Below are 24,269 nucleotides of genomic sequence, written 5' to 3' on the forward strand. Positions count from 1 at the left end.
TCCCGAGGGCCTCCGGAGCAAGCGATTCGCTCCGGAGTGCCGCGCTCAATACGTCCCGTCAAACGCGAAAATCGGCTTGCGCTGCTTCCACAACCCGGCAGTGAAGTCCGGGAATTCCAACGTCTGGAAGCCGGTGGTGATGGACTGCTCCGACAATGGCGTAATCGCGCTCCAGGTGATGGCGTCGTAGATGTCGATCGGCATCGGCGCCCTGGCCTTGAGTGCTTCAACGAAGGCGTGGATGACGAACCAGTCCATGCCGCCGTGGCCGGCGCTGGCGGCGGTGGCGGCGTGCTGCTTCCACAGGGGATGCTCGTACTGGTCCTGGTAGGTCTTGAAGTCCTCCCACTTGTGCGGGGGGCTGCGGCCTTCGATGTGGATGGACTGGTTGACGTCCATCCACAGGCCCTTGGTGCCCTGCACGCGGAAACCCATCGAGTAGGGACGCGGCAGCGAGGTGTCGTGCTGCAGCAGGATCGTCTCGCCGTTCTCGCAGGCCAGCGTGGTGGTGACGATGTCGCCCAGCTTGAAAGCAACCTTGGTGCTGGGGTGGGTGGTGCCGCCACTCTTGGCCACGGTGTAATCGTGCAGCCCACGCGCCTTGCTGGCAAACGCGTTGATGTGGGTGAAGCGGTTGCCACGGTTGATGCCGGTGTACATCGCGCACGGGCCGATGCCATGGCTGGGGTACAGCTCGCCGTTGCGCTTGACCGAGTGCTCGGTGCGCCAGCGCGCTTCGGACCAGCCCTTGGCCCCGAACTCCACGCCGCTGTCATAGGGCTGGTCGGGGTCGCCGGAGTTGAACTTCACCCCGCGCAGGTCGTGCTGGTAACCGGCCTGCAGGTGCACCAGTTCACCGAACAGGCCCTTGCGTACCATCTGCAGCGCGGCCATCACATCGCGGCGGTAGCAGACGTTTTCCAGCAGCATGTACGGGGTGCCGGTGCTCAGCTGGGTCTTGAGCACGTCCCAGTGGTCCTGCAAGGTGATGCCGGCGACCACTTCACAGCCGACCGCGATCTTGGCCTGCATCGCGGCAATGGCCATCGGCGCGTGGTAGTCCCACGGCGTGGCGATGATCACGGCATCGAGGCCGCGCTGTTCGAGCAGGCGCTTCCAGGCGTTGACGTCGCGGTCCTGGCCGTAGGTTTTCGGCGTCGGCTTGCCGGCCTTGGCCACTTTTTCCAGGGCGCGACCGAGCATGATCGGTTCGATGTCGCACAGCGCCACCACCTCGACATCGTCGCGGCGCACCAGTTCGGTCAGCAGCACCTGGCCACGCATACCGGTACCGATCAGGCCCAGTCTTACCTTGCGCCCGCGCGCCCAGGCCGGCGTCTGCGGCAGCAGGCTGGTGGCGGCGACGGCCGCGCTGGCGGCGATGAATTCCCTACGTTTCATGGACAGTACCTCGTTTGAAGATCGCGCCGGCGTGCACCGGCGCGATGAAGCATCAGAACTTGTAGCCGACGGTCAGACTGTAACCACGACCGTAGATGGTGGCGTAATCGCTGGAGTCGCCGAGGAAGCTGTTCGGATCGTAGAACGGCAGGCGGTCGAACAGGTTCTTGATGGTGAAGCCGACATTCCAGTGCTCATCCGGGCGCCAGCCCACGCTGAGGTTTGCCGTCCACCACGACGGGGCACCATCGCACTTGCTCTGCTCCAGCGGCAGGTAGCCGGCGGTGCAGGTCTGCGGGTTGTTGTCTTCCTCATCGATCTGCTGCAGCGCCCACTTGGTGCCGCCCACGTAGTTGATGAACATGCTGGTGGTGAACTGCTTGTAGGTCCAGTCGGCGTTGAGCGTGGCACGCAGGCGCGGGTTGTTGTAATAGCCGACCAGGTCGCCGTAGTACCAGCCGCTTTCCGCGTCGGTGTAGGAGCGGTTGCGGTTGGCGATGGTGGCGGCCAGGCCGATGTTGAGGTTGCCCCAGTCGCCCAGGGTGWAGCGGCTGCGCGCGTCGATGTCGAAGCCGTCGATGAGCGTCTTGCCGCGGTTCTTGTACTGGCCCACCACGCTGGCCACGTTGCCCACGCTGTAGCCGGGCRGCGTGCCGGGGCAGCTGACGCCGCTGGCCGGGTCGGCGCACATCGCCGCCAGCGCGGCCTGGTTGGCACGGTCGCTGTCGGTGATCGGCGAGCGCGTTGAGGCGATGATGTCTTCGTCGCGGGTGAAGTCCGGGGCGACGATTTCGTTGCTGCGGTAGATGAACCAGTAGTCGGCCGACACCGACAGCCACTGGGTGGGCTCGTAGACGAAGCCGAGCGTGGTGATCTTGGCCTTCTCCGGCTTCAGGTCCGGGTTGGGCTGGGTCATGCGCGCCACGGTGCGGCTGCAGTCGCTGTTGAGCAGGGTCTTGCCCAGGTCCACATCACCGCCGCGGCCGGATTTCAGCAGCAGGTTGGCAATGGCGTTGGTCTCGTTGCAGCGTACTTCGTCGCGGTAGCCGCCCAGCTGCGCAAACACCCCGCCGTTGCCGGACTCGGCCAGGCTGGGTGCACGGAAGCCCGTGGAGTACGTGCCGCGCAGCATCAGCTGGTCGAACATCTGGTACTTCAGGCCGATCTTCGGGGCCAGGTTGGCGCTGAAGTCGGGGTACTTGTCCACGCGCAGCGCAGCGTCCAGTTCCAGCTTCTCGGTGAGCGGGGCCACGGTTTCGGCAAACAGCGCATAGGTGTTGCGCTTGCCGTCGAACCACGAGCCGCCCTGCTGGGTGATCAGGCCGTTGGCCGCATCCGGGTTGCCGGGGGTGTAGAAGGTTTCGCGGCTGGCGTTGAAGCCGAAGGCCGCACGTACCTCACCGGCGGGCAGGCTGAACAGCGGGCCTTCGATCTTGCCGTCCAGGGTGTGCAGGCGCGTCCACGACTGGATGTCGAAAGTGGGGAACGCCTCGCGGATCAGCGCGGCGTTGGCTTCGCTGAGCTCGCCGAACGTGTAGGCCGGATGGTCGGAGATGATCACCCGCCCGGTGCCCGGGTCGATGCTGTACGGGCCGAAGGCCTTCTCGAAACCGGCCAGGTTGACGTTGGTGGTCTGGTAGGTGACCGAGTGGCTGCCGGCGGTGGCGAACGCGGTTTCCCAGTTCCAGTCACCCACGTCGCCACGCAGGCCGGCCACCACGCGGTAGCTCTGGTCGGTGTTGCGCTGGCCGAAGTGGTTGGCGCCCACGTCCTGCAGCAGGTACTGCAGGCCGACCACGCCGCCCATCAGGGCTTTCAGTTCGGGCGACGCGTGGTTGTATTCGTTGTTCGGACCCAGGTACGGGTACAGGAACTGGTTGACCGTGGTGCCGGTGTTGCGCGAGAACCAGCTGGTGGGGTTGCCGGTGGTAGTGCCGTAGGCGCGCGGGGTGCCGCCGTTGGCGGTCAGGTCGATGTCGGTATAGGTCGCCTCGGCGAAGGCTTCGGTGCTGTCGCCAATGAGGAAATGCGCGTTGACGTAGGCGGTGTTGCGCTCGGATTTGGCGCCGGCATCGATCTCGTTGTTCATCCACGTCTCCCAGATACAGCGCGGGCCGGCCGCTTCGCTGGTGAGCACGTTGTTGCAGCCTGGCGCGGCTTCCTGCACGCGGCGACCGGTGACCGGGTCGAAGGCGAAGTAGCTGCCGGGGTTGAACTCGCCCGGCTTGCTGCCGGTGCCCAGGCGCAGGTTGGGCAGGTAGTTGGGGTTGTTGACGTAGTACTGGCTGGGGCGCTTGTCGTAGAAATCGCTCAGCGGAATCGCATCACGGCGGTACAGGTTGACCGAGGCGTAGACGTTGTAACGGTCAGCGTCGAGGTCGCCGAAGCCGGCGGTGATGCTGCCCTGGTGTTCGCCGTAGGAGCTGATGCGCGAGGATTTATCGGTGGTGAGGTTGATCTCGGCGCCCTGGTAGGAGCGCTTGGTGATCACGTTGATCACGCCGGCCACCGCATCGGTGCCGTACACCGCCGAGGCGCCGTCGGTGAGCACTTCCATGCGTTCGATGGCCGCGGCCGGGATCGCATCGATGTTGACGAACTGGGTCTGGAAGCCGGCCGGCGCGCCGTAGTACGACAGGCGACGGCCGTTCAGCAGCACCAGCGTGCCCTGCGCGCCGAGGCCACGCAGGTTGGCCTGCGAGGCACCATCGGAGCCGGTGAACAGCGAGCGCGAATCCTGCTGGCCCGGACGCGCTGCGGGCAGGTTGTCGAGCACTTGCAGCAGGGTGCGTGCGCCCATGTTCTCGATGTCCTGCTTGCTGATCACCTGCACCGGCGAGGCGGTTTCCACGTCGGTGCGGCGGATGTTGGAGCCGGTCACTTCGATGCGCGACAGCTCGGTGGCCTTGGGATCGGGGGTGGCGTCCTGCGCGTTGGCACTGCCGACCACGGCAACGGCCAGGCCGAGTGCGATGGACAAGGGGGTAGCGGTGATGCGGCGATGGCGATGGCGTTCGGTCAACATCTTTGTCTCCTTGTTCGATCCGCAGCGTGGGGCTGGCGGTGGATGGGTGTTTTCGGGCAAACGTCCCCCGTTCCGCGGCCGGCGGGCCGCAGTCGGGAAAACGCAGAGAGCTGTTTTTGAAGCGGGCGGTTGAGCGGTTACGGCGACACGATGCTGGCGGTATCGCCCTCCTGTCCGATCAGGGCGGCATTGGCCCAGTTGCCACAGACCTGCGCAGGCGTCTGGCCCTGCGCGCCCAGCGTACGCAGGCTCAGGCGCTGCAGGCCGCGCACGTCCAGTTCCGGTTTGACCACGCCCGGTGCCTTGACCAGGCCGCTGTCGTACAGCAGCCGGCCATCGCCCCAGACCTGGAACTGCATGCCACCGGCGGCGCGGCATTGGTCATCGATGCCGAGGTCGGCGCGCAGCAGGCGCCAGCTGCCGCCCAGCTGCAGGTCGATGCGGCTGCTGGCATTCACGCCCAGGCCGCGACGGAAGTGCAGGCCGTTCATGCGCATGTCCGCCGTGCCGCCGAAGGCGTGGTCGGTGGCGACGCTGGCCTGCAACGCGGCCGGCAGTGGCAATGCGGACAGGTACAGCTGCTGCGCCGGCTTTTCAGGCTGCTGGTGTTCCAGCACATGGAAGGTCGACAGCACGATCGGACCCACATCGCGCGGTTGCAGCGCATCCACCGCGCGGGCCACGCTGCCCTGCGCGGCGGTCACCATCGGATCGGACGCACTGGCGCCGTCGCCTTCCGGGTTCTGCGTGCTCAACACGCGGAAGCGCAGCAGGCGGCCGGCGTGGGCGGGGAAGTCGATCTGTTGCTTGCCCTGCTGCAGGATCAGGCGACCGCGCTTGACCGGTTCGCCCCACTCGCCGTTGCTGTCGGCCAGGTAGATCTCGTAGTCGCGGATCTGCCCGTTCTTCCAGTGCTGGTCGTTGCGCGGGGCCAGTTCGATGCCATCGATCAGCTTGCGCTCGCCGAAGCCGACCACCCATTCGTGCGCGCCGGTCTTGACCGCCTGGTTGCGCACCGTGCGGAACCACGTGGCCGGATCGTCGTCGAAGGCCTTTTCCAGTTCGTAGCCCTGTTCTTCGGCCGGGCGGTTGACCACCAGCAGGCTGTCCGACGGCAGTGCACGGCCAAGTTCGGGCGCAGCCGGGTAGGCGTCATCGGCCACGGCGGCGGCGACCGGTAGCGCCAGTTGTAGGCGCAGCGGCTGGCGGATGTCGCTGGGGGCGGTACGCACGTGCACGGTGCCGCGACGCTCGCTGGCATCGAAGTACCAGCCTTCGCTGGCCGCCTGCCATGCCGCCTTGTCGGCCAGCATCGGCAACGTGCGCTCGCCCAGCGTTACCGCACTCGGACGCTGGCGGCTGAGCACCCGCAGGCCATAGCGGCGCTGCGCCCGCTGGCCGGCGTACTGGCCCTGCACGGCATCGATGCGCACCTGCACCGGGCCACTGCCTTGCGCCGGTGCCTGCACGTGGATCTGCTGGGTGCTGGATTCGCCCTTCTCGTAGCGGCGGGTGGCGCCGTCGTCTTCGTACAGGGTGTAGCTGGCCTCGCCCTGCGGATACAGGTCGAAGGTCACTTCATCGAGGGGCTTTTCACCGTCGTAGAGCATGTCCGGGTACATCGGGATGATCGCCCCGGCGCGCACGAACACCGGGATCGTGGCCAGGTCGACCGGGCGGTCCAGCGAACGTCCGTCGGCACCGGCCTGCAGTTGGCGCCCGTCCCAGTAGTCGATCCAGCGGCCCGGCGGCAGGTGGATGTCGCGGCGCCAGCCACGGCTGGCGGCCTGGCTGCGGTACACCGGGGCGATCAGCAGTTCGCGGCCGAGCAGGAACTGATACTTGTGCGCTTCGGTATACGCCTGCGGGTCCTGCGGGTAGTCCCACATCAGCGCGCGCAGCGGCGGTGCGCCGCTGGTGGCCGCATCGTGCGCCAGCCCGTACATGTACGGGGTCATGCGCATCTTCAGCTTGAGGTAGTCGCGGTTGACGCTGCGGTACGGCTCGTCGAACCACCACGGGTGCTTGCGCGCATTGGCCGACCAGCCGGACATGCCCATCAGCACGGGGGTGAAGCTCTTCCACTGCAGGTCGCGGGTGAAGGTTTCGGCGCTGCCGCCGAAGATCGCATCCACATCGCCACTGGCATAGGCCATGCCGGACAGGCCCGAGCCGATCAGGGTCGGGATGTGCCAGCGGATGTAATCCCAGCTGCTGCTCTGGTCGCCGGTCCAGGCCACCGCGTAGCGCTGGATGCCACCCCAGCCCATCACCGTCCACAGGAACGGACGCGAGTCGGAGTTGTTGAGAATGCCGTTGAACGCGGACTGGTTGGCGTCCATCGCGAACTGGTAGCCCTTGCCGGTCCAGGCCACGTCCAGCTTCTGCACGCGGCTGCCGGCGGTGCCCACTTCCCAGGCGATCTTGTCCACGCCGTTCTCGGTCCACAGGCCGGTCTTGAAGCCGTATTTCGCCAAGCCCTGCACCGTTTCCGGGAGTTTTTTATAACCGCAGCCGTACCCGTCGTTGGGCAGGATCCAGCCGCCGGGCATGTCGTGCGCGCGGTACTGCTTGGCCACGCTGTCGACCACGTCCGGGGTGGTGCCGGTGGGGCCATCGCTCCAGCCGTCGGGCACGCTGCCGGGCTTCTTGATGTTGTCGGCGTCGTTGTAGCAGTCCGCATCGCCGTAGGAGAACGCCCAACGCGGCAGCAGGCCGGCGCGGCCGGTCAGCGTGGTGTAGCGGTCCAGCAGCGTGTGCAGGCTGGGCCCGACGAAGTAGTACGCATCGAAGCGGTCTTCGCGATGCAGCAGCGTGGCCTGGTCGGCCTGGCGCAGGTCGTAGCTGCCATCGCTCCAGGTGTTGCGCAGCATGCCCCAGCCGCGCGAGCTGAGCAGCATCGGTGCCGGGTTGGGGCGGTCGCCCTCTTCCCAGCCACCGGAGTAGGACACCTCCAGCTCGCGGCCCTTGAACTCAAAGCGGCCGTTCTGCTGGCCACCGCCGTAGAAGTGTTCGCCGGCCTCGCTGGACAGCACCTGCACGCTCTGCTCCTTGTCCAGGTCCAGCGGCTGCAGTTCGCGCCACAGCGCGATGTCGGTGCCCTGCTCGCGGCGGTCCAGCGCCAGCCGCAGCGGCGTGCGCTGGATGTGCAGCACCAGCGCATCGGTGCGGATGCGCACTTCGTTGCCGTCTTCTTCCAGCTGGAAGGCGACCTTGGCCGCCGGCTGCGGCAGCACGATCGGGGCGGCCTTGTCGCCGGCCGGCCGCAGTGTGCCGTTGCGCCCGGCCTGGATGCGCAGCACGTCCGCGCCGAGCAGGTCCACGCGCAGCGCCACGCCGTTGTCGGTGCTCAGCGTCCAGCCAGGGCTGCCGTCCTTGCCGGGGGCGGCAGTGATGGCGCGCAGGTTGCCCAGCGGTTCGGCCATCACCGGTGCGGCCACCGCCAGCGCGGCCAGCAGTGCGATCGTCAAACCCGTGCGTCGTACCCGGAATTCCACCTTGCCCCCAAGCCCGCGATGAGCGGATATCTGCAACCAGTGCGGCCGACTCTAGGGCAGGGTCTCGAAAGATGTCAATAAATTGCAAAGAAAAAAGAAGGATATTTTAGGATAAACGAAAGTTGTTGCGGGGCACCACTTTCTATATGGCGGCTGAATGCGGACTTCGTGTCGCGTGTAACCATGTCGCAGCGCGGCATCTGTGCCATTGGCGCCGTATTGTTCGCGGGAAAATGTGATCGACCCAGCTTTTCTTTATCTTTCGATATTTGACATTTCGAAAGAAAACACAGAAGGTGCGGTCGCCCAACAGGAATTGCGAATGGACGCTTCTCTGCTCACTGATTTGCCCGCGTGGCAGCGCCTCGGCGGCGCCTATACCGCCGAAGAAATCGCCCAGCAGCCGCGCATGTGGACGGCGCTGGCCGACAGCCTGGACAGCGCGCAGGCGAAGATCGATACCTTCCTCGGCCAGGCCCTGCGCCAGCCGGGCCAACTGGTCATCTTCACCGGCGCCGGCAGCTCGGGCTTCATCGCCGAGATGGTGGCCGACCAGATCAACGCGCAGTGGCCGGCCGAAGTGCGCGCCCTGCACACCACCAGCCTGCTGACCCACCCGGCGCTGTACCTGCGCCGCGACCGCCCGACCCTGCTGGTGTCCTTCGGCCGCAGCGGCTCCAGCCCGGAAAGCGTTGCCGTGGTGGAGCTGGTGCGTGCGATGGTGGATGAGGCGCGCTTCCTGGATATCACCTGCAACCCCGACGGCGAACTGGCCCGGCGTGGCCAGGGCCGCAGCGACACGCTGTCGCTGCTGATGCCGGCGGCCAGCTGCGACCGTGCGTTCGCCATGACCAGCAGCCTGAGCTGCATGCTGCTCGCCGCGCTGAGTGTGTTCGACACCGCGCCGTGGCCGCAGCGCCTGCAGCGTCTGCGCACGCTTGCCACGCACGGTGAGCAGGCGCTGGGCGCCTGGGATACCGGCGTGGGTACACTGGCGCAAGCGGCGTATTCGCGGGTGATCTACCTGGGCAGCGGCCCGCTGGAAGCGCTGGCACGCGAGGCAGCGCTGAAGGTCCTCGAACTCACCGGCGGCCGCGTCCTGGCGCTGGCCAACACGCCGCTCGGCTTCCGTCATGGTCCCAAGTCCACGCTCGATGGCGACACCCTGGTGGTGATGCTGCGCAGCGCGCAGCCGCTGTCGCGCCGCTACGAGCAGGACCTGCTGGACGAACTGCGCCGCGACCGCATCGCCGCCAAGGTGATCTCGGTGGGCCCCGACGGCGCCGACCGCGTCGAGGGCGACTTCGTCCTGGATGCGCCCGCGCTGGCCGACCCGTGGCTGGCGCCGCTGTGGCTGCTGGTGCCGCAGTGCTATGCCCTGCAGCGCTCGGCCGCGCTCGGCATCACGCCGGACAATCCCTTCCCCGACGGCACCGTCAACCGGGTCGTCCAGGGCGTGACCATCCATCCCCATGGCTGAGCAGGCAACGCCCATGCAGTGTTGGTACGGCCTCGATGTGGGTGGCACCAAGATCGAACTGGTCGCCTACGACGGCGACCTGCGCGAGCTGCATCGGCAGCGGGTGGGCACGCCGACCCAGGACTACGACGCGTTCCTGCAGGCCATCGCCGGTCTGGTGCACGGCGCGGACGCGGCATTGGGCGGTGCAGGCATTGCCATCGGCATCGGCCTGCCCGGCGTGCGCGACCGCGTCAGCGGCCGCCAACTGAGCGCCAACGTACCGGTGCTGACCGGGCGCCTGGTCGGTGATGACCTGCAGGCGTTGCTGCAACGCCCGCTGCAGTTCGGCAACGACCTGCAGTGCTTCGCGTTGAGCGAGGCACACGGCGGCGCGGGTGCGGGCTACGCGAGCATGTTCGGCGCGATCCTCGGCACCGGTGCCGGTGGCGGCTTCTGCGTGGGTGGGCGCCTGGTCGCCGGTGCCAACGGCATTGCCGGCGAGTGGGGGCACTGGAGCATTCCGGCCACCCTCCTGCAGCGCCATGCCTTGCCGGTGCTGGCCTGCGCCTGCGGCTTGCGCGGCTGCCTGGAGCGGTATGTCTCCGGCAATGGGCTGACGTTGATTTACGAAGGCCGCGGCGGCGAGGCGATGGACGCCACGACCGTGGTGGCCCTGGCCGCCGCCGGCGATCCCATCGCGGCGCAGGCGCTGGCGGTCCACCGCGATCTGCTCGGTTACAGCTTCGCCAACCTCATCCTGGCCGTCGATCCACACGTGATCGTGCTCGGCGGCGGGCTGTCCAAGCTGGAGCAGCTCTACCGCGACCTGCCAGCGGCGATCGCTCCGTACCTGTTCCAGGGGGTGCGCGTGCCCCCGATCCTGCCGCCGGCCTTCGGCGATGCCGGTGGCGCACGCGGCGCCGCCCTGCTCGCGCGGCAGCACCACCGGGCCCACTGATCTTCCGTTGTTACTGGAGTTGCCATGTCTGCCATCCAATCGCTGATCGCCGCCCATCGCCAAGGCCACCCCGTCGGGCTGTACAGCGTGTGCTGCAGCAACGCACAGGTGCTGCTGGCGGCGATGCAGGTGGCCCGGCGCTACGACACCCTGCTGCTGATCGAGGCGACCTCCAACCAGGTCGACCAGTTCGGCGGCTATACCGGCATGACCCCGCCGCAGTACCGCGACTACGTGCTGCAGCTGGCACGCGACGCCGGCTTCCCGGCCGAGCGATTGGTGCTGGGCGGCGATCACCTCGGCCCCAACGCCTGGCAGAAGGGTCCGGCCGAGGCGGCCATGGCCAATGCGCGCGTGCTGATCGCCGCCTACGTGGCCGCCGGCTTCCACAAGATCCACCTGGACTGCAGCATGTCCTGCGCCGATGACCCGGTGCCGCTGCCGGACGCGACCGTCGCGGCGCGCTCGGCCGAGCTGGCGCGCATCGCCGAGCGGACCGCTGCCGAGCACGGCCTGCCGCCGCCGGTGTATGTGATCGGGACCGAGGTGCCGATCCCCGGTGGCGAGGCCTCACTGGCCGGTGGCCTGCAGGTCACCACGCCCGCCGCCGCGGCGACCACGCTGGCGATCCACCGCGAGGCGTTCGCCGCGCCGGACCTGCTGCCAGCGTGGGAGCGGGTGATCGCGATGGTGGTGCAGCCGGGTGTGGATTTCGACCACAGCAGCGTGCACTACTACGACCCGGCCGCCGCGGCCGAACTGTCGGCGTTTGTCGAGCAGCAGCCGCGCATCGTGTTCGAGGCACACTCCACCGATTACCAGACCGAAGCTGGCCTGCATGCGCTGGTGCGCGATCACTTCGCCATCCTCAAGGTGGGCCCGGCGGCGACCTATGCCTTCCGCGAGGCGGTGTTCGCACTGGCGATGATCGAGCGCGAACTGCTGCCCGCCGCGCAGTGCTCGAACCTGATCGAGGTGCTGGACCGCTGCATGGTCGACATGCCAGGCAGCTGGCGCAGCTATTACCAGGGCGATGAAGACCAACTGCGCCTGCTGCGCGCGTACGCACTCAGTGACCGCAGCCGCTATTACTGGGGTGAAGCGCCGGTGCAGGCAGCACTGGACACCCTGCTGGCCAACCTGACCGAACACGCGCCGCCGCAGATCCTGCTCAGTCAGTTCCTGCCCACCCAGCAGCTGGCCATCGAACGCGGCGAGCTGCAGGCCGAGCCCCGCGCGCTGATCCAGCACAAGGTGGCCGAGCGCCTTGCCGAGTACGCCCGCGCCTGCAATCGCAACCGGGCAGCTGCCGATAACGAAACTTCCCGGGCCACGGAGCTTTCGGAACGGTAAGCTTTGGCTTTCCTTCTGAACGGAATCGTCCCCATGCGCAACACACGGCAGCGCCGCCAACAGATCCTGCAGTTGCTGGTCGACCACGGCAACGTGCAGGTCAGCGATCTCGTCGAGCGCTTTGGCGTGTCGGCGGTGACCATCCGCGCCGACCTGACCCACATCGAGTCGCAGGGCATGGCCACCCGCACCCACGGCGGCGCCACGCTGGTGCGCACGCCGCTGCCGGAGCAGGACATCCACGAGAAGGACACGCTGAACCTGCCGGTCAAGGACAGCATCGGCGCGCACGCGGCTGGGCTGGTCAAGGCAGGCGACAACATCATCATCGACTCCGGCTCCACCACGATGACCCTGGCCCGCCACCTGCGCGYGCACCGCGACGTGACGGTGATGACCAACGGCCTGAACATCGCCTGGGAGCTGGCCAACGCACCGGGGGTTGAGCTGCTGCTCACCGGTGGACTGCTGCGCAAGCAGTCGCTGTCGCTGCAGGGCAGCCAGGCCGAGGCCAGCCTCAACACCTACAGCTTCGACACCCTGTTCCTGGGCGTGGATGGCCTGGACCTGCAGTTCGGTCTCACCACCCACCACGAGGCCGAAGCCAGCCTCAACCACCGCATGGTCGAGCGCGCGCGCCGCATCGTGGTGCTGACCGATGCCTCCAAGTTCGGCCGGGTCAGCCTGCAMCGTATCGCACAGCTGGACCAGGTCCATACCGTCATCACCGACGCCAGCATCGACGCCGAGTACCTGGAAGGACTGCAGCGGCTGGGCATCGAAGTGATCATCGCCGAGTCCCCGCCTTGACCCAGACCCGCTCCCTGCATGGCCGCCTGCTCACCGCTACCGGTTGGATGCGCGGCGACATCCATTTCGACCAGCGCATCACCGCCATCGACACCGCGCACGAAGACCGGCGCGATGACCACGAGGTACCGCTGATCCTGCCCGGCTTCATCGACCTGCACGTGCATGGCGCGGCCGGCGTGGACATCATGCAGGGTGGCGAGGCGGGGCGCACCGTCGCCCGAACGCATGCGCGCCACGGCACCACCGCACTGCTGGGCACCACCATGACCGCGCACGAGGATGACATCGTGCAGGCGCTGGCGGGCCTGGCCGCGGTGATCGCAACGCGCGCGCCCGGGACGGCGCGCATGCTGGGCGTGCATCTGGAAGGCCCCTTCATCAGCGCCCAGCGCCTGGGCGCGCAGCCCCCGCTGGTGGTGGAAGCCACGCTGGACGACGTGCGCCGCCTGCATGCCATCGCCCCGATCAAGGTACTGACGCTCGCCCCGGAGATCGGCCAGCACCTGGCGCTGATTCCCGCGCTGAGCGCCCTGGGCATCCGCGTGCAGCTCGGCCACAGCGCCGGCAGCTACGCCGACGGCGTGGCCGCACTGCAGGCCGGCGCGTCGGGCTTCACCCATCTGTTCAACGGCATGACCGGCGTGGACCACTACCACCCGGGCATCGCCACCGCCGCGCTCGCCCATGCCGAGTACGCCGAGCTGATTCCCGATCTGCAGCACGTGCACCCCGGCGCCATCCGCACCGCGCTGCGCGCGATCCCAAAGCTCTACTGCGTCACCGATGCCACCGCCGCCACCGGCATGCCCGATGGCGAGTACGCGCTGGGCGTGCAGCGCGTGCACAAGTGCCTGGGCTGCGTGCGCCTGTCGACCGGCTCGCTGGCCGGCAGCGCGCTGACCATGGACCAGGCACTGCGCAACCTGGTGTCGTTGGGGTTGGATATCGCCGATGCCAGCAACCGGCTGTCGCGCTACCCCGCCGATTACCTGGGCATCGCCGATCGCGGTCGCCTCGCGCTCGGCGCCTGGGCCGACCTGGTCGTGCTCGACCGCGACCTGCAGGTGCGCGGGGTGGTGGTGGAAGGCGACGACATCGCACTCGATTAAGCGTTGAATCCCGCGCCGATGCGGCGCATGCAGTTGCAGACAGGACCGGCTCGATGAATCAGGTTTCCGCCGCTACGCCCATGCATGCCCACGCCGACGCGCCGCGCTGGCCGGTACGCTATCTGTTGTTCATCGGCGGCATGGGCGGCCTGCTCTACGGCATCGACATCGGCATCATCGCCGGCGCCCTGCCCTACCTGGAAGCGACCGCGACCGCGAGCTGGCACCTCACCAGCCAGCAGCTGGGCTTCGTGGTCGCTGCGGTGCTGCTGGGCAGCGTGCTGTCCTCGTTGTTCGCCGGCATGGTCGCCGACCTGATCGGCCGCCGTGGGGCGATGCTGGTGGCCGGCGTGCTGTTCACCGCCAGCATTCCGGTCATGGCACTGTCCGATGGCTACGCCGCGCTGTTGATGGGGCGCCTGCTGCAGGGTGTAAGCGGCGGCCTGATCGGTGTGGTGGTGCCGCTGTACCTGGCCGAAGTGCTCAGCCCCGAGCGGCGTGGCCGCGGCGCGGCGATGTTCCAGCTGCTGCTGACCATCGGGCTGGTACTGGCCGCCTTGATCGGTCTGTACCACGCGCATACCGTGGACGCGGCGACCGACGCGGTGCGCCAGCTGCCCGCCGCCGAGCAGCAACGGCTGCTGTTCGTGGTCAAGGACCACGCCTGGCGCACGATCTTCTGGAGTTGCCTGCTGCCCGGCCTGGTGTTCACCGCCGGCGTGCTGCTCATCAGCGAATCACCGCGCTGGCTGGTCCGCCGTGGGCGCATCGACAAGGCACGCGTTGCCCTGCAGCGCACGGTCGCCGCTGCCGAGGTGGAGCCGACCCTGCAGCGCATGCAGGCTCCGGACGACGTGCAGGCCGGCCGCAACGGCACGCGCGATCCGCTGCTGAGCCGGCGCTATGTGTGGCCGTTCGTGCTGGCCTGCCTGGTGCTGGCCTTCACCCAGGCCACCGGCATCAACTCGGTGCTGGCCTACGCGGTCAACATTCTCAACCAGGCCGGCCTGCCCGGCTCGGTGGCCAATGGCGCGGACGTGGCGATCAAGCTGCTCAACGCGATCATGACGGTGGTGGCGCTGGTGCTGGTGGACCGCAAGGGCCGCAAGTTCCTGCTGATGTTGGGCAGCGGCGGCATCACCGTGGCGCTGCTGGCGGCCGCGCTGTTGTTCGTGAAGAGCGAGCACGGCCGCGTGGACGTGCATGCGCAGCTGCAGCAGCAGGTGGCCGGCAGCAGCTTGTCGTTGCCGCTGGACGCCGCGCAGTGGCAGCGGCTGGATGGCCATGCCGGCATGGGGCCGCAGCAGTTGACGGTGTCCTATGCGTACGGCGGTTTCAGCAACGTGCGTTCGTTGCGCAGCGACAATCCCATCGATGCCGCGCTGGAGATCCGCCGTGAGGATGCGGTCTCGGCTGACAGCGTGATCGGCGCGTTCTTCCGCACGCTGCACCTCAACCCGTTCCCGGACCCGGCCCATGCCGCGCAGGCGCCGCTGGTGATCGAGCGCGCCATGATCGGCCCGGTCCCCTCGCCCACCCACGGCTGGCTGGTGGCCGGCTGCATCCTGCTGTTCGTGGCCTTCTTCGCCGTCGGTCCCGGCGTGTGCGTGTGGCTGGCGCTGTCCGAACTGATGCCCACCCGGATCCGCTCCAACGGGATGAGCATCGCGCTGCTGATCAACCAGTTCGTGTCCACCGTGATCGCGGCGATCTTCCTGCCCACGGTCGGCCACCACGGCTATGCCAGCATGTTCTTCTTCTGGGCCGGCTGCACGTTGCTGTACTTCCTGATCGCCGCCTTCTGGCTGCCGGAAACCAAGGGGAAGACGCTGGAGCAGATCGAGGCTACGTTCCGTTGATGAAACGCGCCGGTGGTCAAGCCACCGGCCCTCGCAGGCTGTGTTCGGCTAGTGCGCTTTGCCGGTGATCTCGGTGAATATCCGCTGCGCGTCGGTGGCATCTTCCAGCCCGGCGACCTGCATCGCCTTGCCGAAGGGCCCCCGGATGGTGGCGACCGTCAGCACCCGGTCGCCCACGGTAAAGGCCACACGGCGGCCGACCCGCGCCTCGGTGGCCGCCAGGATGCGTGGCGCGGCGGCCTCGGTCATCTGCAGGTTGAGTACCGGCTGGCCGGTGGAATCCATCCCCAGCGCCACCGACGCTACGTCGGCGGTGAGAACGAAAGGCGGCTCCAGCAGCGCAAGCGGGGTGCCGTCGCGATTCTTCAGGTGGGTGGAGCCGGCGGCGCGCTGTTCGTCCACTTCGCGCATCAAAATGCGGGCCTGGGGCAGCGGTGCAACACCGGCGACATCCGCAACAGGGGAGGTCATCTCCTTCCGCGGGCAACCGGTCAGGGCGACACATCCAGCCAGGATCAGTCCAGTCAGCACAACAGCGCGCATACATCCACCTCCACTCGGATCTGGGAGCAGTATCACCGCTCGGGCGACTCAACGCAGCCGGCGAAGCCGCCAGCCCACCACAATCTGCAGCACACCGTAGATAAGACTGCCCACACCGATCCACACCAGTGCCATCACACCGATCGCCCAGGCCAGCGCGGTGGCGGCCGCCAGCGGCCGGGCGATGGCGATCAGGCCGAACACCACGGCCACGATGCCGTACAGCAGCAGTACCCACCAGCTGCGGCCGATCAGGGACAACACAGGGGACAAGGGGGTGTTCATCGCCAGCGCCGTGCAGGGGTCAGTGGTCCATCCGGCGCCGGGCGATGAGAGGCTCGATCACCGCGTGTCCATCAGCCCGTCGCGGTAGCCGCCTCCGCCAGCAGCCGCTGCTCGGCCTCGGCACTGAAACGATAGCCGCCGTCCACCGGCACGATGGCACCGTCGGCCACCCGCGCGTTCCACCAGTCCTCGACGAACCCGGGCGCGAAGCCACCGGTCTTGAAGCCGAACGGCGCCGCGACGAGGTCGAAGGGCAGCATGAGTTCGTAGCACGGCGTTGCGTAGTCATTCTGCTCGGCCGGGAGTTTGAGGAACTGCGTGAACGACCTGGCCGTAGCCAACTGCGAATACAGCCAGAACATCCAGTCGTACATGCGGTGCGAGTCTGCGTCGGCGTGCAGGGCGAAGAAGCCCTTCTCTTCGGTGATCTTCCTAGCCAGCGCGCGCAGGTGGCGCTCGCCGTGCGGACGCACGGCCACCGATGCATCCAGCGCGCGGCGCACGATCGGTGACAAGGTGCCCCGATCCACCGTGACCAGATCGATCTCCAGCGTTTCGGCGGCGTCATCGAAGGCCTCCTCGTCCACCAGCCCGCGGATGAACGCGGCAAAGTCCGGGGCGACCACCGTGATCGCGTAGTCCGCCTCCTGGTCCACATGCACCACCTGCGGCTCGCCCTGCGGCCCGCAGTGGCGGTAATCCAGCATGATCACGTCGTGGCCGGCGCTGGGGCAGTCGGCGAAGACGATGCCGATGTCCGGGTAGCCCCACTGCTCCTGCATGAAACGCGAACCGAATTCGCCCCCCAGCGAGTAGGGCTTCTGCCGCCCCAGCGCGTACAGGCCGCAGACCTGGATGTGGTCTTCGGCCCAACTGGTGGCCTCATCCATCGGATGGCAGCTGCGCTGCAGCAGGCCGCCATTGTGGCGCCGCGCGAGGGCGACGTATGCGTCGGGGATGCGGTAGCCCAGTTCGGCCTGGAGTTCGGCGATCACTGCATCGCCGGGCGGCGGCTCCTGGTAGTTCTGCAGGGCGTACTCGCAGTCGTCCCAGAAATCATCAAAGTCGAACGTGGCGAACGGATCCATCGGGTGCGCTTTCCCTATGACAGCGGCCAAGTATAGAGCGGTCGCTTACGGCACCCGCGCGCACACCCACAGGGCGGCATCGGGCAGTCCGGCTCGCTCCACCGCGTGCGCCGCCGCGTCGAGCGTGGCGCCGGTGGTCATTACGTCATCGACAAGGGTCAGCCGTGACGGTGGCGGCGAGGTCACTGCAAACGCATCGCGCAGGTTGCGACGTCGCGCATCGGCATCCAGGTCAGATTGCGCGGCAGTGAGCCGATCCCGGTGCAGCCCGCACCACAGAGGCTGTCGCAGCGCGCGCGCCAACGGGCGTGTCAGCTCCAGGGCCTGGTCGTAGCCGCGCGAACGCAGGCGCCGCCAGTGCAGTGGCACCGGCGCCAGCGGACCGGTCGCGAACGCGGGCACTCGCTGCAGCATGAGCTGGGAAAGCAGCCGTCCCGCCGCCAGATCCTGATGGAACTTGAAGCGGATCAGCAACTGGTCAACGGGCGCGGCATACAGGAACACCGCAGCGGCGGCGGATTGGCGTGGTGGATCGTGCTGGCAGCTGCCGCAGCGCTCGGCAGGTTCGTCGGCTGGCAGTGGCAGCGCGCACAGCGGGCAGGCGTGCTCATTCCATGGCAATGCGGCATGGCAGGCCAGGCACAGGTCGCGCCCGTCGGCCCCGGCTTCGTCACAGACCAGGCAGCGCAGCGGCAGGGCCTGTCGGGACAGCCACGCCAGAGAATCGAACCAGTGAAGAGGCAAGGTGTCACCGCAGCGCGTGGAGTGCGACAAGGCTGCCGCCTCGGTCGGCGAATGTCTGTCAGTGCGTTCCCTTCGAGCGCGTCGGCGTTTCGCCTTGCAGGTGCCTTATCGGTCGGCGTCGATCACCGAGGCCATCAACTCCATCTCGGCACATTTGGCACCTTGTGCCTTGGCAACTGCCTGCCATTTGCGCACCGCGTGCCGCACCTGCCGTTCAATGACAGCCGCATCGGCCGGCGTCAGCTGGTAATACGCAGCCGTCGCCAGAACATGCGCGGTCGTTGGCGTGGGATCGGCATCGTCCAGCGCCAGCACGTGCGTGTCGCTGGCCGTATTCGGGTTCACATCGAACGCGGGGGAAAGCGACCAGCCCGTCCGGGTCCGCAGGAAGCCATGGTTACGCAGGTGGTCATCGCGGTTGCCGACCAGCACGTTGAACAGGGCCCTGCGGAAAAGCTGGTCAAGATCGTCTGCGATGCCCCGCTGCGTGCCGACGTTTTCGATCACCTGGGCCAGATCCAGGTAGCTGTGGCCTTCGCCGTGCGTCGCGTCGAGCAGGGTGAACGCCGACGCGTAGTGACGCCGCCCCTCAGGACTACGATCAAAGCGCTGGACGGCGAACGTGTGCCCGCGCGCGGAAAGCGACAGCAGGGCGGCCGGCGGCATCCGCACGCCGGCTTCCGTGGCGAGGCGGTAGGTGATGTATTCCCAGAGCCCGACGTCATGGCGATCTTCGTTGCCGGGAAACTTCGCCAACCACAGCGCACCGTCGGAATCTCGATACCCTGCCTTGGGGCGGGCCCCGCCCAGTGATGCGCCAGGTGCGACGAGCTGGATCAGCCAGCGCGTCTCCTCGTCGCGGGTGAGTCTGGCACCGGACTCCACCTTTCCCGCGATGCTTTCCAATCGGCGCAGGTCGGTGACCGGCGGTGCGGCCGGGCTGTCCGAAGTGATCCACGTCTGCGTGTCCGGATCACGCAGACGCAGCGCCCCCATGCGGGTGGTGTCATCCACTCCCATCAGGTAGTCCCACGACCGCAGGGATCTGCGAGGCACTCCATCGCGATTGGCGCGTACTGCCTCGCGCCGATCCATCAGCAGCCGCCCCCATCGATCGGGCGAGCAGTCCTGGAACGCGGCGGTCACCTCGCCGGCGCCTGTGCGGGCGAACTGGTGGCCTTCCACCAGCGGCAGGCCGGGATCGAGTGCGAAAGGAGCGATGCCCATGGCGCCACGCAGCCAGACATCGGCGTAGGTGAAGGCGACGGTGTCGCCGGTGCGACCGGCGTGCCGGCTGATCCATCCCACCTGCACCGGTGGGCAGAGTTCCGGTGCGTCGAACCAGACTTCCCGGTCGATCTGCTCCCGGCCGGCCATGTTCAGCGGCTACCGGGTGCGCGGGATCGACGCCGCGTCGGCGTTGCAGCCGGAGCATCCAGACGCGGCGCGCGATGGCCTGCAACCAACGTGTATCGGTCGCCGGTTGCGTCCTGCGATGGCCCGGTGTGATCGGTCGAATAGGTGGGGTGCGTTTCAGCACCCCTTGGCTCCCGGACCTGCAGCGTGGCGGGCGTCGTACCTTGCGGGCTCGATGCCCGGCCGGTTGCGGCGGGCACGCGGCGCGGTGGCGGTCGTTTCAGGCTGCTTGCAGCCAGCTGTGCACCCAGCGCGTCGTCCGCTGCAATGCGCTCGATGTCCCGCTCCAGGCCTAACGCGGAAAGCACGCGCAGGACGGTGGACAGGCTGGTGCCGGCATCGCCGGCTTCCAGCTTGCCTATGGTGGTGCGATCCACACCGACGCGCTCGGCGAGGTTTGCCTGGCTCATGCGACGCGCGAGCCGCGCGGTACGCAGGCGCTCGCCGAGCGCGGCGATGCGCTTGGCATCTCCTGGTCTTACCGGTGGCGTTCGCTTGGCCATGCGTAATTAAACCATCACTTTGGCGGCTGGTGTCATTTTTATCTTACATTTCATACGGCATCGGGTCGTAGCCAGACACCCATGATCCATAAATCCAACATTCGCGGGGTTTGTGTTGGATTTATTCAACATTGATCCGCTCGAGCAAACCGTTTCACTGTAAACCTATACTTGATCCTCAAGGTTGACAGCTTCGACTGCACTCACCAGACTGCCGCCCTTTCGCCTCTCTCCGTCAGGACACCCCATGGCTGCTGCCCTCCGCCACGACTGGCACCGCGACGAACTGCTGGCGCTGTTCGCACTGCCGTTCCCGGACCTGCTGCACCGCGCCGCCGGCATCCACCGCGAGCACTTCGATGCGGCGGAAGTGCAGGTTTCCACCCTGCTGTCGGTCAAGACCGGCGGCTGCCCGGAGGACTGCGCGTATTGCCCCCAGGCCCAGCGCTACAGCACCGGGGTGGCGGCGCAGAAGCTGATGGACACCGAGGCGGTGGTCGCCAAGGCACGCCAGGCCAAGGCCGCCGGTGCGTCGCGGTTCTGCATGGGCGCGGCCTGGCGCTCGCCCAAGGATCGCGATGTGCCCAAGGTGGCGGCGATGATCCGCGAGGTGAAGGCGCTGGGGCTGGAGACCTGCGCCACCCTGGGCATGCTCAGCGGCGACCAGGCCGTGGCCCTGCGCGAGGCCGGGCTGGATTACTACAACCACAACCTGGACACCGCGCCGGACTACTACGACGCGATCATCCACACCCGCCAGTACCAGGACCGCCTGGATACCCTGGCGCACGTGCGCGATGCCGGGCTGAAGACCTGCTGCGGCGGCATCGTCGGCATGGGTGAAACCCGTGAGCAGCGCGCGGGCCTGCTGCTGGCGCTGGCCACGCTGCCCGCGCATCCCGATTCGGTACCGATCAATCGGCTGGTGCAGGTCGCCGGCACGCCCCTGCACGGCATCGCCGAACTGGACCCGTTCGAGTTCGTGCGGATGATCGCGGTGGCGCGCATCGTCATGCCGCGCTCGATGGTGCGGCTGTCGGCCGGGCGCGAAGCGATGAGCGATGAGCTGCAGGCGCTGTGCTTCCTTGCCGGGGCCAACTCGATCTTCCATGGCGAAAAGCTGCTCACCACCGGCAACCCGGACACCGCGCGCGACCTGGCCCTGTTCGAACGGCTGGGCCTGCGCCCGATGGCGGTCCAGGTGGACGCGGCCGACCACGACCACCCGGGCACGGTCCACGCCGACATCACGGCCGAGGCAGGCCGCTGCAAGGGTGGCTGCGAGCAGGCCGCCTGAGGGCGGCGCCCGGCCGGCCCTGCCGGGGCAGCGCCGGGCCCGTCAACCGGGTACGCTAACCGCCCATCCATGCCAGCCGACGACCATGGCCCGCCCCGACCTGCACGACCGCATCCAGGCCCAGCGCAAGCTCCGCGACGCGCAGGGGCGCATCCGCGTGCGCCGCACGGTGACCCGTCGCGACGGTGTGCGGCTGGAGATCAATGGCCAATGGCTGACCGGCTTCTGCAGCAATGATTATCTGGGGCTGTCGCAACAGTTCGGCGTGGTCAGCGCGCTGCAGGACGCGGCCGCGCGCGAAGGTGCCGGCGCCACCGCCTCGCACCTGATCTGCGGCCACCATGCCCTGCATGAAGCGCTCGAACAGGAAATGGCCGACTGGCTCGGTTATCCGCGCGCGCTGCTGTTCGGCAGCGGCTTTGCCGCCAACCTGGCGGTGCAGCAGGCCCTGCTCAGCGAAGAAGACGATGTGTGCGTGCAGGACCGGCTCAACCACGCCAGCCTGCTGGATGCCGCGCGCCTGGCCGGTTGCCGTCTGCGCCGCTACCCGCACCTGGATACCGAAGGCGCGCTGCGCCAGTTGAAGCACGCGCCGGACGGCGCGGCGATGCTGGTCACCGATGGCGTCTTCAGCATGGATGGCGACATCGCCCCGCTGCGTTCGCTGTCGCTGGTGGCGCGCATGCAGGAAGCGCTGCTGTACGTGGACGACGCGCACGGTATCGGCGTGGTCGGCGAGCACGGCCGCGGCTGCGTGGCCGATGCCGGCCTGGGCGTGGCCGATGTGCCCTTGCAGCTGGCCACGCTGGGCAAGGCGCTCGGCGGCAGCGGTGCGGTAGTGCTGGGCGATGCAGCGCTGATCCAGCACCTGGCCGAAACCGCACGTCCCTACATCTACACCACGGCGGTGTCGCCGGCCCAGGCCGCCGCGTCGCTGGCGGCGGTGAAGCTGGCCCGGCGCGATGACTGGCGCCGCGAAAAGCTGGCCGAGCTGGTCGGTGTGTTCCGCGCCGGTGCACGCCAGCACGGCCTGGAACTGATGCCGTCGGACACGCCGATCCAGCCGCTGCTGTGCGGCAGCGAATCGACGGTGATGGCGTTGTCGGCGGCACTGGAAGCCTCCGGCTTCCTGGTCAGCGCGATCCGCCCGCCGACCGTGCCCGAAGGCAAGGCGCGGCTGCGGGTGACGCTGTCCGCGCTGCACACCCCGGCCCAGGTACGCGCGCTCACCGATGCGATCGGGCATGCACGCGATACCGTGCTGCGGCAGCAGTCGCTGGATGCACTGAGCGCGTGAGCCGGTCGCTGTGAGCCTGCATATCGAGGTGCTCGGGCACGGGCCGGCGCTGGTCCTCATCCATGGCTGGGCGTTGCACGGCGGCGTGTTCGCACCACTGGTCGAGCGCCTGGCCGCGCAGCATCAGCTGCACCTGGTCGACCTGCCTGGCCACGGCCACAGCCACGACGACCCCACCCCGCTGCGGTTGCCTTACGTGGTCAATGCGATTGCCGCGGCCACGCCGCCGGCGGTGTGGTGCGGCTGGTCGCTGGGCGGCCTGTTCGCGCTGCACGCTGCCGCCACGCTGCCGCAGGTGCGCGCGCTGGCGATGATCGCCGCGACCCCGCGCTTCGTGTGCGCCGACGATTGGCCGCACGCGGTCGAGCCGGCGGTGTTCGAACAGTTCGGCCAGGACCTGGCCACGGACTACCGCGGCACACTGGAACGCTTCCTGGCGCTGGATGCGATGGGCTCCGAACACGCCCGCCAGGAACTGCGCACCCTGCGCGACCTGCTCGTCGCGCGCGGCGAGCCGGCCCCACGCGCGTTGCAGGAAGGATTGCGGCTACTGGAAACCACCGATCTGCGCGGCGCCCTGCCCGGCCTGGGCAAGCCCAGCCTGTGGCTGGCCGGCCAGCGCGACCGGCTGGTCTCGGCCAAGGCCATGCAGGCGGCGGCCGCACTGGCCCCGGCGGCGCAGGCGCACGTGGTCGCCCACGGTGGCCACGCCCCGTTCCTGGGCCATAGCGATGAGGTTGCCGCGCAGCTGCAACACTTCGTTGCCGCCCTGCCCTGACCTTGCCGCTACGCATCGCCGATCATGTACGCCCGTCTCCCACCACAGGATTGACCCATGGACCTTGGAATCGCCGGGCGCTGGGCCTTGGTCTGCGCCGCCAGCAAAGGCCTCGGCCTGGGCTGCGCACGTGCGCTGGTGCGCGAAGGCGTCAACGTGGTGATCGCCGCGCGCGGTGAAGACGCGCTGGACCGCGCCGTACGCGAGCTGCAGGCGCTGCCGGGCGCGCGCCAGGTCATCGGCGTGGTCGCCGACATCACCACCGACGAAGGCCGGCAGGCCGCGCTGGCGGCGTGCCCGCAGGTAGACATCCTGGTCAACAACGCTGGTGGCCCACCGGCCGGCGACTTCCGCCAGTTCACCCGCGAGGACTGGATCGCCGCGCTGGATGCCAACATGCTGGCCCCCATCGAACTGATCCGCGCCACCGTCGATGGCATGATCGAGCGCGGCTTCGGGCGGGTGGTCAACATCACCTCCTCGTCGGTGAAGGCCCCCATCGACATCCTCGGCCTGTCCAACGGCGCACGCTCGGGGCTGACCGGCTTCGTCGCCGGGCTGGCGCGCAAGACCGTGGCCCACAACGTCACCCTCAACAACCTGCTGCCGGGCCAGTTCGATACCGATCGCCTGCGCGGCAACTTCGCCTATCTCGCCCAGCAGCAGGGCATCGATGCCGGCCAGCTGGCCGAGCGCAAGCGCACCCCCATTCCGGCCGGCCGTTTCGGCACCGCCGATGAGTTCGGCGCGGCCTGCGCGTTCCTGTGCAGCGCGCACGCCGGCTACATCACCGGGCAGAACCTGCTGATCGACGGCGGCGCCTACCCCGGCACGTTCTGAC

Annotated in this window: 19 protein-coding genes; 10 read left to right on the forward strand and 9 right to left on the reverse strand. The window is 68.2% G+C overall.

Annotation, left to right across the window (positions count from 1 at the left end):
- Positions 1-45: 45 nt before the first annotated feature.
- From AC1DR7_RS01135 to AC1DR7_RS01145, 3 genes are all read right to left on the reverse strand, one after another.
- Positions 46-1,401, reverse strand: a complete 1,356-nt coding sequence (locus tag AC1DR7_RS01135; protein WP_457318447.1) for a Gfo/Idh/MocA family protein — start codon at positions 1,399-1,401, stop codon at positions 46-48.
- Between the two features lie 52 nt (positions 1,402-1,453).
- Complete coding sequence (locus tag AC1DR7_RS01140; protein WP_478076367.1) at positions 1,454-4,426, reverse strand: TonB-dependent receptor domain-containing protein; 2,973 nt, start codon at positions 4,424-4,426, stop codon at positions 1,454-1,456.
- 137 nt (positions 4,427-4,563) lie between these two features.
- Positions 4,564-7,923 (reverse strand): TIM-barrel domain-containing protein, encoded by a 3,360-nt coding sequence (locus AC1DR7_RS01145; RefSeq protein ID WP_478052682.1) that lies wholly within the window; start codon positions 7,921-7,923, stop codon positions 4,564-4,566.
- Positions 7,924-8,245: 322 nt separating this feature from the next.
- Here AC1DR7_RS01145 and AC1DR7_RS01150 point away from each other — a divergent pair, with 322 nt between their 5' ends.
- Genes AC1DR7_RS01150 through AC1DR7_RS01175 form a run of 6 tightly spaced genes read left to right on the forward strand, consistent with a single transcriptional unit; the run spans position 8,246 to position 15,477 of the window.
- On the forward strand, positions 8,246-9,403 hold the full coding sequence (locus tag AC1DR7_RS01150) for an SIS domain-containing protein (RefSeq protein WP_457318444.1): 1,158 nt from the start codon (positions 8,246-8,248) through the stop codon (positions 9,401-9,403).
- A 13-nt stretch (positions 9,404-9,416) separates the two neighbouring features.
- Complete coding sequence (locus AC1DR7_RS01155; RefSeq protein ID WP_457318443.1) at positions 9,417-10,343, forward strand: ROK family protein; 927 nt, start codon at positions 9,417-9,419, stop codon at positions 10,341-10,343.
- Positions 10,344-10,367: 24 nt separating this feature from the next.
- Positions 10,368-11,696 (forward strand): D-tagatose-bisphosphate aldolase, class II, non-catalytic subunit, encoded by a 1,329-nt coding sequence (locus AC1DR7_RS01160; RefSeq protein WP_457318442.1) that lies wholly within the window; start codon positions 10,368-10,370, stop codon positions 11,694-11,696.
- 33 nt (positions 11,697-11,729) lie between these two features.
- On the forward strand, positions 11,730-12,506 hold the full coding sequence (locus tag AC1DR7_RS01165; RefSeq protein WP_478076368.1) for a DeoR family transcriptional regulator: 777 nt from the start codon (positions 11,730-11,732) through the stop codon (positions 12,504-12,506).
- Positions 12,503-13,618 carry an N-acetylglucosamine-6-phosphate deacetylase gene (gene nagA, locus AC1DR7_RS01170; RefSeq protein WP_457318441.1) on the forward strand — a complete coding sequence of 372 codons (1,116 nt, stop codon included), beginning with the start codon at positions 12,503-12,505 and terminating at the stop codon, positions 13,616-13,618. Before AC1DR7_RS01165 ends, nagA begins: the two co-directional genes overlap by 4 nt.
- A gap of 53 nt (positions 13,619-13,671) precedes the next feature.
- Positions 13,672-15,477, forward strand: coding sequence for an MFS transporter (locus AC1DR7_RS01175; RefSeq protein WP_457318440.1), 1,806 nt, complete (start codon positions 13,672-13,674; stop codon positions 15,475-15,477).
- Positions 15,478-15,525: 48 nt separating this feature from the next.
- Here the strand turns inward: AC1DR7_RS01175 and AC1DR7_RS01180 are convergent, their stop codons facing one another.
- The 6 genes from AC1DR7_RS01180 to AC1DR7_RS01205 all read right to left on the reverse strand — a co-directional run bounded on the left by AC1DR7_RS01180 (position 15,526) and on the right by AC1DR7_RS01205 (position 20,056).
- Positions 15,526-15,948: a SecDF P1 head subdomain-containing protein gene (locus AC1DR7_RS01180; protein ID WP_256774798.1), complete on the reverse strand. Its 423-nt coding sequence runs from the start codon at positions 15,946-15,948 to the stop codon at positions 15,526-15,528.
- A 120-nt stretch (positions 15,949-16,068) separates the two neighbouring features.
- Positions 16,069-16,305 carry a hypothetical protein gene (locus AC1DR7_RS01185; RefSeq protein ID WP_457318439.1) on the reverse strand — a complete coding sequence of 79 codons (237 nt, stop codon included), beginning with the start codon at positions 16,303-16,305 and terminating at the stop codon, positions 16,069-16,071.
- 71 nt (positions 16,306-16,376) lie between these two features.
- Positions 16,377-17,393: an SMI1/KNR4 family protein gene (locus AC1DR7_RS01190; protein WP_478050936.1), complete on the reverse strand. Its 1,017-nt coding sequence runs from the start codon at positions 17,391-17,393 to the stop codon at positions 16,377-16,379.
- Between the two features lie 45 nt (positions 17,394-17,438).
- Positions 17,439-18,167 (reverse strand): ComF family protein, encoded by a 729-nt coding sequence (locus AC1DR7_RS01195; RefSeq protein ID WP_457319588.1) that lies wholly within the window; start codon positions 18,165-18,167, stop codon positions 17,439-17,441.
- A gap of 75 nt (positions 18,168-18,242) precedes the next feature.
- Positions 18,243-19,514, reverse strand: coding sequence for a type II toxin-antitoxin system HipA family toxin (locus AC1DR7_RS01200; protein ID WP_457319589.1), 1,272 nt, complete (start codon positions 19,512-19,514; stop codon positions 18,243-18,245).
- A gap of 2 nt (positions 19,515-19,516) precedes the next feature.
- Positions 19,517-20,056, reverse strand: coding sequence for a helix-turn-helix transcriptional regulator (locus AC1DR7_RS01205; protein WP_457319590.1), 540 nt, complete (start codon positions 20,054-20,056; stop codon positions 19,517-19,519).
- A 247-nt stretch (positions 20,057-20,303) separates the two neighbouring features.
- Here AC1DR7_RS01205 and bioB point away from each other — a divergent pair, with 247 nt between their 5' ends.
- The 4 genes from bioB (at position 20,304) to AC1DR7_RS01225 (ending at position 24,268) form a co-directional block, all read left to right on the forward strand.
- On the forward strand, positions 20,304-21,353 hold the full coding sequence (bioB, locus tag AC1DR7_RS01210) for a biotin synthase BioB (protein ID WP_256774803.1): 1,050 nt from the start codon (positions 20,304-20,306) through the stop codon (positions 21,351-21,353).
- 85 nt (positions 21,354-21,438) lie between these two features.
- Complete coding sequence (gene bioF, locus AC1DR7_RS01215; RefSeq protein ID WP_457319591.1) at positions 21,439-22,650, forward strand: 8-amino-7-oxononanoate synthase; 1,212 nt, start codon at positions 21,439-21,441, stop codon at positions 22,648-22,650.
- Between the two features lie 16 nt (positions 22,651-22,666).
- Entirely contained in the window at positions 22,667-23,428 is a 762-nt protein-coding gene (bioH, locus tag AC1DR7_RS01220) for a pimeloyl-ACP methyl ester esterase BioH (RefSeq protein ID WP_457319593.1), read from the forward strand.
- A 57-nt stretch (positions 23,429-23,485) separates the two neighbouring features.
- Positions 23,486-24,268: an SDR family oxidoreductase gene (locus AC1DR7_RS01225; RefSeq protein WP_478050937.1), complete on the forward strand. Its 783-nt coding sequence runs from the start codon at positions 23,486-23,488 to the stop codon at positions 24,266-24,268.
- The last annotated feature ends 1 nt before the right edge of the window (position 24,269 follow it).

The organism is Stenotrophomonas sp. P5_A9 (genome assembly GCF_056400525.1).

What these genes read in the sequence shown, in the direction of transcription:
- AC1DR7_RS01205 (WP_457319590.1), bottom strand. Translation starts at nt 20,056, where the DNA reads ATGGCCAAGCGAACGCCACCGGTAAGACCAGGAGATGCCAAGCGCATC.
- AC1DR7_RS01200 (WP_457319589.1), bottom strand. Translation starts at nt 19,514, where the DNA reads ATGGCCGGCCGGGAGCAGATCGACCGGGAAGTCTGGTTCGACGCACCG.
- AC1DR7_RS01135 (WP_457318447.1), bottom strand. Translation starts at nt 1,401, where the DNA reads ATGAAACGTAGGGAATTCATCGCCGCCAGCGCGGCCGTCGCCGCCACC.
- AC1DR7_RS01185 (WP_457318439.1), bottom strand. Translation starts at nt 16,305, where the DNA reads ATGAACACCCCCTTGTCCCCTGTGTTGTCCCTGATCGGCCGCAGCTGG.
- AC1DR7_RS01160 (WP_457318442.1), top strand. Translation starts at nt 10,368, where the DNA reads ATGTCTGCCATCCAATCGCTGATCGCCGCCCATCGCCAAGGCCACCCC.
- AC1DR7_RS01190 (WP_478050936.1), bottom strand. Translation starts at nt 17,393, where the DNA reads ATGGATCCGTTCGCCACGTTCGACTTTGATGATTTCTGGGACGACTGC.
- AC1DR7_RS01155 (WP_457318443.1), top strand. Translation starts at nt 9,417, where the DNA reads ATGCAGTGTTGGTACGGCCTCGATGTGGGTGGCACCAAGATCGAACTG.
- AC1DR7_RS01180 (WP_256774798.1), bottom strand. Translation starts at nt 15,948, where the DNA reads ATGACCTCCCCTGTTGCGGATGTCGCCGGTGTTGCACCGCTGCCCCAG.
- bioB (WP_256774803.1), top strand. Translation starts at nt 20,304, where the DNA reads ATGGCTGCTGCCCTCCGCCACGACTGGCACCGCGACGAACTGCTGGCG.
- AC1DR7_RS01175 (WP_457318440.1), top strand. Translation starts at nt 13,672, where the DNA reads ATGAATCAGGTTTCCGCCGCTACGCCCATGCATGCCCACGCCGACGCG.
- AC1DR7_RS01150 (WP_457318444.1), top strand. Translation starts at nt 8,246, where the DNA reads ATGGACGCTTCTCTGCTCACTGATTTGCCCGCGTGGCAGCGCCTCGGC.
- bioF (WP_457319591.1), top strand. Translation starts at nt 21,439, where the DNA reads ATGGCCCGCCCCGACCTGCACGACCGCATCCAGGCCCAGCGCAAGCTC.
- AC1DR7_RS01225 (WP_478050937.1), top strand. Translation starts at nt 23,486, where the DNA reads ATGGACCTTGGAATCGCCGGGCGCTGGGCCTTGGTCTGCGCCGCCAGC.